This is a genomic window from Mycolicibacterium sp. HS_4_1, assembly GCF_054515875.1.
Genome location: NZ_CM137261.1, coordinates 2,691,761 through 2,703,971 on the forward strand (window position 1 = coordinate 2,691,761; position 12,211 = coordinate 2,703,971).

The window sequence follows — 12,211 nt, forward strand, 5'->3', positions numbered from 1 at the left end:
TTTGGCCCATACCGACCGCATGCCCGACCGCCCCGGTGCCGACGACCCCGGACGCGGTCGTCGGCTCGGCATCGACGTCGGCACGGTGCGGATCGGTGTCGCAGTGTGCGACCCGGACGGAATCCTGGCGACCCCGCTGGAGACGGTTCGTCGTGACAAGACCGCTAAACATCTGGCTCGGCTGGTGAAACTGGCCGGTGAGCAGGACGTGGTCGAGATCGTCGTCGGATTGCCCCGCACCCTGAAGGACCGGGCCAGCAGCTCGGCCCTCGACGCGATCGAGGTCGCCGACGCCCTGGCAGTGCGGGTGGCCCCGACTCCGGTGCGGATGGCAGACGAACGCCTGACGACGGTGACCGCGCAGCGCTCGCTGCGGGAGGCCGGAGTGCGTGCGAAGGGGCAACGGCAGATGATCGATCAGGTGGCAGCCGTCGGCATTCTCCAGAATTGGCTGGACATGCGCCGGACGGTGCTGGCCGCCGCGGCGAACAATGAGGCCGGCCAGGAGGGGCAGGCATGACCCCGGCTGAGGACATGATTCCGGACGCCCCCGATGACGATGAGTGGGGCAGCACCCGCATCAAGCCCGAATCGGTGGGCCGGCCCCGCCGCGGAATGAGCCGGGGCGAGCGGGTCCGCGCCGAGCGAAACCGCAAACGCCGTCGCCGCCGCAGCATCGCGGCGCTGACGGTCTTCATCGCCGTCGTGGTCGGTGCGGTGTTCCTCGGTTCGCGCCTGTGGCATGGGATCTTCGGTTCGGGCAACGACTACTCAGGTGACGGCAACAACGACCTGGTCATCGAGGTGCATCAGGGCGACTCGACCACCGCCATCGGGCAGAACCTGCACGACCACGGCGTCGTGGCCAACGTGAAGACGTTCGTGCAGGCCGCCGAGGGCAACAAGGCGATGACCGAGATTCAGCCGGGCTTCTACAAGCTGCGCACCGAGATCTCGGCAGCCAGCGCGGTAGCCCGGCTCACGGAGAAGAACAATCGCGTCGGCCGCCTGGTGATCCCGGAGGGCCGTCAGCTCGACGACACCACCGACGTCAAGACCAACAAGATCAACCAGGGCATCTTCAGCCTGATCTCGGCTGCCTCGTGCGTCGACCTGGACGGCAACCGCAAATGCGTGTCCGCCGACGATCTGAAGAAGGCCGCCGGTGCGGCCGATCTCTCGGCATTGATGGTGCCGAGCTGGGCGGCGGGGCCGGTGAAGGCGCTGGGTGCCGACCACCGCAGGCTCGAGGGCCTCATCGCGCCCGGCACGTGGAACGTCGACCCGGCTGGCACGCCGGAATCGATTCTGGCGAGTCTGATCAGCTCGAGCGGTCACGAGTACGAACGTGGCGGCCTGCTCGACGCCGGCGCGAGCGCCAACATGACGCCGTACCAGATCCTGATCGTGGCTTCGCTGGTGCAGCGCGAGTCCAACCCGCAGGACTTCGCCAAGGTGGCCCGCGTCATCTACAACCGGCTCGCCACTCCTGATCACCGCAGGCTGCAGTTCGACTCGACGGTGAACTACCCGCTGGATCGGCAGGAGGTGGCCACCACCGACGCCGATCGCGAGCAGCCGACGCCGTGGAACACCTATGTGCGTGAAGGCCTTCCGGCCACGCCGATCTGTTCGCCCGGGCAGCCCGCGGTGGTCGCGGCGCAGGAGCCGGCGCCGGGGGACTGGCTGTACTTCGTGACCATCGACCTGCAGGGCACGACGGTGTTCACCCGGGATTACCAACAGCACCTCGCCAGCATCGAGCTCGCCAAGCGCAACGGCGTGCTCGACAGCGCTCGATGAGCGGGCGTCGGGCGGCGGTCCTGGGCTCGCCCATCGCGCATTCACGGTCCCCGCAGCTGCACCTGGCGGCCTACCGGGAACTTGGACTCACCGACTGGACCTACGACCGCATCGAGTGCACCGAGGCCCAACTGCCCGGCCTGGTAAGCGGTTTCGGCCCGGAATGGGTCGGCGTCTCGGTCACCATGCCCGGCAAGTTCGCGGCGCTGCGGTTCGCGACCGAACGCACGCAGCGGGCTGAGCTCGTCGGCTCGGCCAACACCCTGGTGCGCGTCGACGGTGGCTGGCGAGCCGACAACACCGACGTCGACGGAGTCGTCGGCGCGCTGGGCGAGGTGTCGGGCCCGGCGGCGGTGCTGGGCTCCGGCGGCACGGCGCCCGCGGCGGTGGTGGCCCTGGCCGAACTCGGTGTGCGGGACCTGACGATCGTCGCCCGCAATGCCGACAAGGCGGCCGCACTGGTGGCACTCGGGGACAAGCTCGGGGTGCACGCCCGGTGGGTCGCCTTGGGAGAACCGCTCGATTCCCTTGGCGTGGTGGTCAATACGCTGCCCGCCGACGTGGCTTCGCAGTTCTCTGGGACCGTGGCCGACGCTGCCGTGCTGCTCGACGCCATCTACGACCCATGGCCGACGCCGCTGGCTGCTGCCGTTGCCTCAGCCGGTGGCCGCGTGGTCAGCGGCCTGCAGATGCTCCTGAACCAGGCCTTCGCCCAGGTCGAGCAGTTCACCGGGATGCCTGCGCCGCGCGAGGCGATGGCAGCGGCGCTCGCGGCGTCGTGAGCGCCCTCACCCCAATGCCTTTCATCCAGAGCTGTCGCAAATCGTGACATTGTCAGCATGTGCTGACATCGTCAGCCGATGATGACAGCTCCGGGTCCGACATGTCCCAGAGAGAGCATCGCGCAATTTTTCGTGTCGGGACGCCCGGTGTAGTGCCCTTAGCCTCGAAAGATGGGGGCGGGCTTGGCTATTGGTGTGTGGATGATGGCGCTGTCCGTCTACGACCTGCGGCAGCGACGGCTGCCGAACTGGCTCACGCTGCCGGGCGCCGCGGCACTCGTCGGGGCTGGGGTAATCAGCGGCAAGGGGACCGCGGCTGCGCTCGGGGCCGCGGCCTTGTTCGGCCTGTATCTGTCGATCCATCTGCTGAGTCCGCGCGCGATGGGCGGCGGCGATGTCAAACTGGCTCTCGGGCTGGGCGCGCTGACCGGGATGTTCGGCGTCGACGTCTGGGCGCTGGCGGCCATCGGGGCGCCGCTGATCACGGCGGGCTATGCGGTGGTCGTCCTGCTGCGGCGAGACGGCCGGACCGTGCCGCATGGACCGTCGATGTGCCTCGCCAGCGCTGCGGCGGTCGCGCTCGGTACCTTGGCCTCACCATGAGCACCCGCGCCGCGGGCGTCCGCGAGGTCGGCCACAAGCACGGCCGGGACATCGACACCGTGCTGCTGCAATGCAGCCTGCATTGAGGAGATTTCAGCCGGTAAACCCCCTCATGGGACAATGGGACACGTGTTGCGATGGACCACAGCAGGTGAATCCCACGGCCGCGCCCTCGTGGCCATGGTCGAAGGCATGGTGGCCGGCCTTTCGGTGACCTCGGACGACATCGCCACGCAGTTGCAGCGGCGTCGTCTCGGCTACGGCCGCGGAGCCCGGATGAAGTTCGAAAAGGACGAAGTCACGCTGCTCGGTGGCGTTCGGCATGGTCAGACGCTGGGCGGCCCGATCGCCATCCAGATCGGCAACACCGAGTGGCCCAAGTGGGAGACCGTCATGGCCTCCGACCCGGTCGACCCGGCCGAACTGGCCAACACCGCGCGCAACGAGCCGCTGACCCGGCCCCGTCCCGGCCACGCCGACTACGCCGGCATGCTCAAGTACGGCTTCGACGACGCCCGCCCGGTGCTCGAGCGCGCCAGCGCCCGCGAGACCGCGGCCCGCGTCGCGGCCGGCACCATCGCCCGCGCCTTCCTGAAGCAGGCCCTCGGCGTCGAGGTCGTCTCGCACGTCATCTCCATCGGCGCGTCCAAGCCCTACGACGGCCCGGTCCCGCAGCCCGAGGATCTCGAACGTATCGACGCGAGTCCCGTTCGGGCGTTTGACGAAGAAGCCGAAACATCCATGATCACCGAGATCGAGGCCGCCAAGAAGGACGGCGACACCCTCGGCGGTGTGGTCGAGGTCGTGGTCAGCGGGCTGCCCATCGGTCTGGGCTCGTTCATCAGCGGCGACAACCGGCTGGACAGCCAGTTGGCCGCGGCGGTGATGGGCATCCAGGCCATCAAGGGCGTCGAGATCGGCGACGGCTTCGAGACCGCGCGACGCCGTGGCACCGTCGCGCACGACGAGATGTACCCCGGCCCCGACGGCGTGATGCGCTCCACCAATCGGGCCGGCGGCCTGGAAGGCGGGATGACCAACGGTCAGCCGCTGCGGGTCCGTGCCGCGATGAAGCCGATCTCGACCGTGCCGCGCGCGCTGGCGACCGTCGACATGGCCACGGGCGAAGAGGCCGTCGCCATCCACCAGCGGTCCGATGTCTGCGCCGTGCCCGCGGCCGGTGTCGTCGTCGAGGCCATGGTGGCGCTGGTGCTCGCCCGCGCCGCGCTGGACAAGTTCGGTGGTGACTCGCTGGCCGAGACGCGCGCCAACGTCGAGAACTACCTGCGTGCGGTGCAAGAGCGCGAACCGCAGATGTCCGGATAAATCGATGGTGCCCAAGGCTGTACTGGTCGGCATGCCCGGGTCGGGCAAGTCGACGATCGGTCGGCGGTTGGCGAAGGCGCTGCAGGTGCCGATGCTCGACACCGACGCCAAGATCGTCGAGACCACCGGTCGCAGCATCGCCGACATCTTCGCCGAAGGCGAACCGGTGTTCCGCAAGATCGAAGCCGACGTCATTCGCGACGCACTGGCCGAACATGACGGCGTGGTCTCGCTCGGTGGTGGCGCGGTGACCACCCCGGAGGTACGTGAGGCACTCGCCGGGCACACCGTTGTCTACCTGGAAATCAGTGCGGCAGAAGGTGTTCGGCGCACCGCTGGCGGTGGCCGTCCGCTGCTCGCCGGCGACGATCCGGGGGCCAAGTACCGCGCCTTGATGGCGCAGCGCGTGCCGCTGTTCCGGCAGGTCGCCACGCTCCGCGTGAACACCAACCGACGCAATCCCGGGGCCGTCGTACGCCACATCGTGCACCGGCTCGAGCAGCCGCGCTGCGACGAGCACTCCCGGCGTCGCCGCCGTTCGGCGTGGCGCCGGCTGCCCACGGTCCTGAACCCCGGACCGACCACCGAGGCCCCGCCGAGCCCCGCGGCACTGGCGAAACGATTGAAAGGCTCCAATGACCGAGAGTGTCGCTGAACCTGTTGTGGTCGACGTGAACGTCGACCGGCCCTATCCGGTGATCATCGGGCGGGGTTTGCTCGGCGACCTCGGCCGGGTTCTGCGGGGGCGGCACCGCGTCGCCATCCTGCATCAGCCGGTGCTGACCCAGACCGCCGAAGCGATCCGTGGTTACCTGGCGGACCAGGGGATCGACGCGCACCGTATCGAGATTCCGGACGCCGAGGCGGGCAAGGAGCTGCCCGTCGTCGGCTTCATCTGGGAAGTGTTGGGGCGCATCGGCATTGACCGCAAGGACGCCATCGTCAGCCTCGGCGGTGGCGCGGCCACCGACGTCGCCGGGTTCGCCGCGGCGACCTGGTTGCGGGGCGTCGACATCGTGCACGTGCCGACAACGCTGCTCGGCATGGTCGACGCCGCCGTCGGCGGCAAGACCGGTATCAACACCGACGCCGGCAAGAACCTCGTGGGTGCCTTCCACCAGCCGCTGGCGGTCCTCGTCGACCTCGCGACGCTGGAATCGTTGCCGCGCAACGAGATCATCGCCGGAATGGCCGAGGTCGTGAAAGCCGGCTTCATCGCCGACCCGGTGATCCTCGACATGATCGAGGCCGATCCGGAGGCCGCGCTGGACCCGACCGGAACGGTGCTGCCCGAGCTCATCCGCCGGGCCATCGCCGTCAAGGCCGAGGTGGTGGCCGCCGATGAGAAAGAATCGGCGCTGCGCGAAATCCTCAACTACGGCCACACGCTGGCGCACGCCATCGAGCGCCGCGAGCGCTACCAGTGGCGGCACGGCGCCGCGGTGTCGGTGGGCCTGGTGTTCGCCGCTGAACTGGGCCGGCTCGCCGGGCGTCTCGATGACGACACCGCCGACCGTCACCGCCGCGTGCTCACCGCGCTGGGTCTACCGGTCAGCTACGACGCCGATGCTTTCGGCCAGCTGCTGGAGTCGATGGCGGGGGACAAGAAGACCCGTTCGGGTGTACTGCGTTTCGTGGTGCTCGACGGGCTGGCCAAGCCCGGCCGGCTCGAGGGTCCGGACCCCTCATTGTTGGCGGCGGCCTATTCGGTCGTGGCGAAGGACTGAAGTAGCGCAACAAAAATCGCGGCCGGTGATACCGGCCGCGATTTTGTCTCCGAGCCCTCAGGACTCGGGGTTGGCTTTGGGCGTGGCCTCGATGACCTCGGTGCCCTCGCCACCTTCTGCAGGGACCGCGACGGCGACCGCGGCGAAGACGTCGGTGTCGGCGCGCTCACCCGCGCCGGCGTGGTCGTGCTTCGGGGGCGGCGGGGCGTGGCGGTCGATCAGCCAGCGGCCGAGCGTCACGCCGCAGATGCCGCCCACGAAGACGATCAGTGCCGTGAACGCGGCGAACGTGGTGACCTCGGCGGCCAGTGCGTCGACGTAGATGTTGTCGTAAATCTGTCCGATGAGCCAGGAGACGAGGCCGCTGACGACGCCGGCGAACAGGCCGGCGACCAGCCACGCCATGGCCAGGTCCTCGCGTCGGTCGGGGTCGGGCTGCGCCTTCGCGTCACTCTGTCCGTCGAGGACGCCCCAGGCAAATGCGGCGAGGACGTACAGCACGACCAGCGTGACACTGATGATGAGGGACTGTTTTTCCCAGGCCCCGATCATCGCGCCTTGCAGCAATCGGACGATCACCATCAACGCCGCAAAGACGATTCCGCGCAGCAACCACTTACTCATGAGCAGACAGCGTAGCGAGTAGCGTCACATATCGTGACAATTTCCCACCGGCGCCACATTCTGCGTCGCCATCTGGCGGCTGCCGAGCTGGATGCGATCCTGGTAACCGACCTGGTCAACGTGCGTTATCTGTCCGGATTCACCGGTTCGAACGCCGCATTGCTGATTCCCACTCACGGGGAGACCCCGGTGCTGGCCACCGACGGGCGGTACCGGACGCAGGCCGCACAGCAGGCCCCGGATGCGCAGATTCTCATCGAGCGCGCGTGTGCCCCGCAATTGGTGCGCGCCGCGGCAGCCGCCGGGGTCAAGCGGCTCGGCTTCGAAAGTCACGTCATGACGGTCGACGTGCACGCGGCACTGCAGCGGGTCAGCGGGGACGTCGAACTGGTCCGGGCGCCCGGCATGGTCGAGACGTTGCGAGAGGTCAAGGACGCCGGCGAGATCGCGATCCTGCGACTGGCGTGCGAGGCCGCCGACGCAGCGCTGACGGACCTGATCGAATCCGGCGGGCTGCGGGCCGGCCGCACCGAGAAAGAGGTCGGCCGCGAACTCGAGTCACGGATGCTGGACCACGGCGCCGACGGGCCGTCGTTCGAGACCATCGTCGCCACCGGCGCCAACTCCGCCATCCCGCACCACCGGCCCACCGATGCGGTGCTGGCGGCCGGCGACTTCGTCAAGATCGACTTCGGCGCGCTCGTCGCGGGCTATCACTCCGACATGACCCGCACATTCGTGCTGTCGCCCGTGGCGCAGTGGCAGCGCGACATCTATGACCTGGTCGCCGCGTCGCAGCGGGCGGGCCGCGAGGCCCTGGCGCCGGGCACCACGCTGTCAGCCGTGGATCGGGCGTCGCGGCAGGTCATCGTCGACGCCGGCTATGGTGAGCAGTTCTCCCACGGGCTCGGGCATGGGGTGGGGTTGCAGATTCACGAAGCGCCGGGAATCAACTCCGCCGCCGCCGGTACACTGCTTGCTGGCTCTGTGGTCACCGTGGAGCCCGGTGTCTACCTGCCCGGCAGGGGCGGCGTCCGGATCGAGGACACGCTAGCCGTGGGCAGCGATACGACACACACACCTGAGTTGCTTACCCGGTTCCCCAAGGAACTGGCCATCCTCTGATGACAGAGAGCTAGGAGCAGTACCGATCGTGGCATCTACCGCCGATTTCAAGAATGGCCTCGTGCTGAACATCGAGGGCCAACTGTGGCAGATCACCGAGTTCCAGCACGTCAAGCCGGGCAAGGGCCCGGCCTTCGTGCGCACCAAGCTCAAGAACGTGCTGACGGGCAAGGTCGTCGACAAGACCTTCAACGCCGGCGTGAAGGTGGAGACCGCGACCGTCGACCGTCGTGACGCCACCTACCTGTACCGCGACGGCAGCGACTTCGTCTTCATGGATGCCGAGGACTTCGAGCAGCACCCCCTGACCGAGGCTCTGGTGGGCAACGCCGCCGGCTTCCTGCTGGAGAACCTGCAGGTGCAGATCGCGTTCCACAACGGTGTGCCGCTGTACCTCGAACTTCCGGTCAGCATCGACATCGTTGTCGCGCACACCGAGCCCGGCCTGCAGGGCGACCGCTCCAACGCCGGCACCAAGCCGGCCACCCTGGAGACCGGTGCCGAGATTCAGGTACCGCTGTTCATCAACATCGGCGACAAGCTGAAGGTGGACACCCGCGACAGCAGCTACATCAGTCGGGTCAATGCCTGACCGTCGTTCCGACAAGGGTCGGCACCAGGCGCGCAAACGCGCCGTCGATCTGCTGTTCGAAGCCGAGGCCCGCGGGATCACCGCCGCCGAAGGCGCGAAGTTGCGCAACACCCTGGCCGGCAGCGACCCCGAGATTTCGGCGCTGAACCCGTACACGGTGACCGTCGCCAATGGCGTCACCGAGCACGCGGCACACATCGACGATCTGATCTCCGCACACCTGCAGGGCTGGACGCTGGAGCGCCTGCCCGCGGTGGACCGGGCGATCCTGCGCGTCGCGGTGTGGGAGCTGCTGCACGCGACGGATGTGCCGGAGCCGGTCGCCGTCGACGAGGCGGTCGAGCTGGCGAAGACGCTGTCCACCGACGAGTCGCCCGGATTCGTCAACGGTGTCCTCGGCCAGGTCATGCTGGTGACCCCGCAGATCCGGGCAGCGGCGGCGGCGGTCCGGGGCGAGTAGCCATGGACGAACCGCAGGACTGGGCGCCCTACTCAAGTGTCGAGGACGCGGCCAAGGTCTATCTGCGCGATCCGGAGCTGGCGCTCGAACAGCTGCGCTCGGTGGTCGATTTCCGGTCGATCAAGTCCTTCATCATGTCGCGCGGCGCGTCCGAGGAGTCCTGGGGCGACGCCGTGTGGCAGGAGGTCGTGCTCACCGATGGCGAGCGGCTGATCATGTGGCGGGCCGACGATGACGCGAGCGGCGAGGACGAAGAGGTGCGTCGCACGTTGGACACGTCGGTGCGCACCATCCTGTTGTCGACCATCACCGACCACATCCTGACCACGCAGTTCGAGGTGCTGGCCGACGGCACCCGGCGCCTGGCCGAAGTGCGGCTGCGGATGTACACCCAGCTGATCACCCGCAGCCGGCAGAAGTCTGCCATCGACAGCGACTTCTTCTGCGAGTCGTTCCGGTACACCAAGTCCGTCGACGACGGCGGCCTGGCCCAGATGCAGCGGCTGCTGCAGTTCGGCCGCGAGCTGTCGCACGCCCTTTAGGTCTGGTCCATCCCGCCTCCCGGTCAGCGGAAGCAATCGTGACCCGCGTCTCAGTAACGCCGTTACAGTCGGGGGATGGGAACCGAGCCACGAGTGATCGCCGAAGTCGGCGCAGACGGTCTGCACCTGCACGCCTGCTGTCTCTGTGAGGCCATGTGCGGCTTGGAGATTCAGGTGTCGGGCGGCAAGGTCGCCGGCATCCGGCCGAACATGACCGACGCATGGAGCGCGGGCCACATCTGCCCGAAGGGCGCCTCGCTGGGTGCACTGCACGAGGACCCCGATCGGATCCGCCGGCCCATGATCAAGATCGACGGCCAGTGGCACGACGTCGACTGGGACACCGCGTTCCGTCGCTGCACCGAACTCCTGGCACCCATCATCGACAAGCACGGCATCGGCGTCGTCGCCGCCTACGCCGGAAACCCACTGGCACACTCGTTTTCGCTGTCGCGGTATGCAGCGATCCTGCTCGGCCTGTCCGGCATACCGATCACCTATTCGCCGGGCACCATCGACCAGTGGCCCAAGAACCTGTCGTCGCACCTGATGTACGGCAGCTGGTGGGCGTTCCCGACGCCCGACGTGCAGCGCACCGACCTGCTGGTGGTGATGGGCGCCAACCCCGCGGCGTCGCAGGGCTCGCTCCTGGCCGCCCCGGACATCATGGGCATCATCGGGGGAATTCGTCAGCGCGGCAAGGTGATCGTCATCGACCCGGTGCGGACCCAGACCGCAGCCAAGGCCGACGAGTGGCTGCCCATCACGCCCGGTACCGACGCGGCGCTGCTGCTGGGCGTCATCAACGTTGTGTTCGACGAAGGACTGGTCAACCTCGGCCGGCTGGCGCAGCATCTCGACGGGGTGCCCGAGCTGCAGCGCGCCGTCGCCGGCTGGTCACCCGAAAGGGTCTGTGCCGCAACAGGTATCGATGCTGAGCGGATCCGGGAACTGGCCCGCGAGCTGGCCGGCACGCCGCGCGCCGTCGTCTACGGCCGCATCGGCACGTGCAACCAGGAGTTCGGCAGCCTCGCCAGCTGGCTGATCGACGTCGTCAACATCGTCACCGGACACTTCGACGTGCCCGGCGGCGCGATGTTCGCGACCCCGACCGCCTGGACCGTCACCAGCCAGACCATCCCGGGCCTGGAGGACGGGGCGCCCAACTTCGGCCGCTACCAGACCCGAGTCCGCGGGGCGAAGGAAGTGCTGGGCCAGGTACCGGTCTCCTGCATGCTCGAAGAGATCACCACACCGGGCGAGGGGCAGCTCAAAGCCCTGATCACGGTGGCCGGCAACCCCGTGCTGTCGACGCCGGGCGGCGACAAGCTGGACGAGGCGTTGTCGCAGCTGGACGCGATGATCTCGGTGGACCTGTGGCTCAACGAGACCACCCGGCACGCCGACGTGATCCTGCCCGGCCCCTCGGCGCTCGAGCAGCCCCATTCGGCGGACCTGCTGCTGGGCTCGGCCATCAACAGCTTCGCGCGCTACTCGCCGCCGGTGTTCCACCGCGAGGACCCGGACGCACCGGAAGAGTGGGAAATCCTCATCAGGCTGACCGGATTGTGCACCGGCACCCCGGCCGAGGACGTCGACGTCGCCGCGCTCGACGACGGCTGGTTCGACTATCTGTGCTTCACCCAGGGCCTCGACGGCGCCGAGATCCGCGCGAAGTACGACCACGGCGGCCCCGAGCGCATGCTGGATCTGACGCTGCGGACCGCCGCGTTCGGCGACCGGTACGGCGAGAATCCCGATGGCCTGACACTCGAGAAGCTCAAGGCCCACCCGGATGGGATCAACTACGGGCCCATGGTGCCGCGGGTGCCCGAGGTGTTGGGAACGGCGGACAAGAAGATTCGCCTGGCCCCGCAGTACCTGCTCGACGACCTGCCCCGGCTGGCTTCGCGACTCGAGCGTGCCGAGGATGAGCTGGTGCTGGTGAGCCGGCGGCACCTGCGGTCCAACAACTCGTGGCTGCACAACGTCGGCGCGCTGATGAAGGGTCGCGACCGGTGCACCTTGCTGATGCACAGTCGCGACGCCGCCGCGCGGGGCATCACAGACGGCGACAATGCCGAAGTCGCCTCGGGCGCAGGGAAGATCGTCGTGCCCGTCGAGGTGACCGACGCGATCAAGCCGGGCGTCGTGTCCATGCCGCACGGCTGGGGGCACGGGCAGTCCGGCACCCGGCTCGGGATTGCCAACGCGTCGCCCGGGGTGAACACCAATATCCTCTCGCTGCCGGACTTCATCGACGAGCCGTCCGGCAACGGTGCGCTCAACGGGATTCCGGTGACGGTGTCGGCGGCGGGGAGCTAGGGGCGAAGGGCCAGCCGCGTTTCCGTCGGCTCCACGCGGTGGCTGCCACGAATACGGACGGAAAAGTGCGTGAGTTCAATCGTGATGTCGATCCGCTGGTGGTGATTGAGCTCAGGGACCTCCGACGTCCGAGAAAAGTACGTGTCTTCAATCAGGGTGGCTGCCGGCGCCGCGTGATTGACGCTACGTATTTCTCAGCTCGGAGTTCCTGGGTTCGGAGCCGGATACCGGACAGGTGCGTTTTGTATTCATCGAGATTCGAATTGGTGGGCGTTGTCAAGGTGGCGTAATGGCGGCTGAAG

Annotated in this window: 13 protein-coding genes; 12 read left to right on the plus strand and 1 reads right to left on the minus strand. The window is 68.1% G+C overall.

Annotated features, from left to right (window positions below; genetic code table 11):
- The first annotated feature begins 1 nt into the window (after window position 1).
- From ruvX to aroB, 7 genes are all read left to right on the plus strand, one after another.
- Window positions 2-520 (plus strand): Holliday junction resolvase RuvX, encoded by a 519-nt coding sequence (ruvX, locus tag ACX12F_RS12890; protein ID WP_459369917.1) that lies wholly within the window; start codon window positions 2-4, stop codon window positions 518-520.
- Entirely contained in the window at window positions 517-1,803 is a 1,287-nt protein-coding gene (locus ACX12F_RS12895) for an endolytic transglycosylase MltG (RefSeq protein WP_459369918.1), read from the plus strand. Before ruvX ends, ACX12F_RS12895 begins: the two co-directional genes overlap by 4 nt.
- Window positions 1,800-2,585 (plus strand): shikimate dehydrogenase, encoded by a 786-nt coding sequence (locus tag ACX12F_RS12900; protein ID WP_459369919.1) that lies wholly within the window; start codon window positions 1,800-1,802, stop codon window positions 2,583-2,585. Before ACX12F_RS12895 ends, ACX12F_RS12900 begins: the two co-directional genes overlap by 4 nt.
- A 171-nt stretch (window positions 2,586-2,756) precedes the next feature.
- The gene (locus ACX12F_RS12905) at window positions 2,757-3,188 is read left to right on the plus strand and encodes a prepilin peptidase (protein ID WP_459369920.1); all 432 of its coding nucleotides are present in this window, start codon (window positions 2,757-2,759) and stop codon (window positions 3,186-3,188) included.
- A gap of 129 nt (window positions 3,189-3,317) precedes the next feature.
- Window positions 3,318-4,514: a chorismate synthase gene (gene aroC, locus ACX12F_RS12910; protein ID WP_459369921.1), complete on the plus strand. Its 1,197-nt coding sequence runs from the start codon at window positions 3,318-3,320 to the stop codon at window positions 4,512-4,514.
- A gap of 4 nt (window positions 4,515-4,518) precedes the next feature.
- Window positions 4,519-5,169: a shikimate kinase gene (locus ACX12F_RS12915; RefSeq protein WP_459369922.1), complete on the plus strand. Its 651-nt coding sequence runs from the start codon at window positions 4,519-4,521 to the stop codon at window positions 5,167-5,169.
- Entirely contained in the window at window positions 5,150-6,241 is a 1,092-nt protein-coding gene (aroB, locus tag ACX12F_RS12920) for a 3-dehydroquinate synthase (protein ID WP_459369923.1), read from the plus strand. The genes ACX12F_RS12915 and aroB overlap by 20 nt, the downstream gene beginning before the upstream one ends.
- Window positions 6,242-6,298: 57 nt before the next feature.
- On the opposite strand, the gene ACX12F_RS12925 is transcribed toward aroB, so the two are convergent.
- Complete coding sequence (locus ACX12F_RS12925) at window positions 6,299-6,865, minus strand: B-4DMT family transporter (protein WP_459369924.1); 567 nt, start codon at window positions 6,863-6,865, stop codon at window positions 6,299-6,301.
- A 33-nt stretch (window positions 6,866-6,898) separates the two neighbouring features.
- Between ACX12F_RS12925 and ACX12F_RS12930 the strand changes: the two genes are divergently transcribed.
- From ACX12F_RS12930 to ACX12F_RS12950, 5 genes are all read left to right on the plus strand, one after another.
- Complete coding sequence (locus tag ACX12F_RS12930) at window positions 6,899-7,990, plus strand: M24 family metallopeptidase (RefSeq protein WP_459369925.1); 1,092 nt, start codon at window positions 6,899-6,901, stop codon at window positions 7,988-7,990.
- 28 nt (window positions 7,991-8,018) lie between these two features.
- A complete protein-coding gene (gene efp / locus ACX12F_RS12935; protein WP_459369926.1) occupies window positions 8,019-8,582 on the plus strand; it encodes an elongation factor P in 564 nt (187 codons plus the stop codon).
- Window positions 8,575-9,042, plus strand: a complete 468-nt coding sequence (gene nusB, locus ACX12F_RS12940) for a transcription antitermination factor NusB (RefSeq protein WP_459369927.1) — start codon at window positions 8,575-8,577, stop codon at window positions 9,040-9,042. Before efp ends, nusB begins: the two co-directional genes overlap by 8 nt.
- A 2-nt stretch (window positions 9,043-9,044) precedes the next feature.
- Complete coding sequence (locus tag ACX12F_RS12945; RefSeq protein ID WP_459369928.1) at window positions 9,045-9,584, plus strand: hypothetical protein; 540 nt, start codon at window positions 9,045-9,047, stop codon at window positions 9,582-9,584.
- A gap of 75 nt (window positions 9,585-9,659) precedes the next feature.
- Entirely contained in the window at window positions 9,660-11,909 is a 2,250-nt protein-coding gene (locus ACX12F_RS12950; protein ID WP_459369929.1) for a molybdopterin-dependent oxidoreductase, read from the plus strand.
- Window positions 11,910-12,211: the final 302 nt, after the last annotated feature.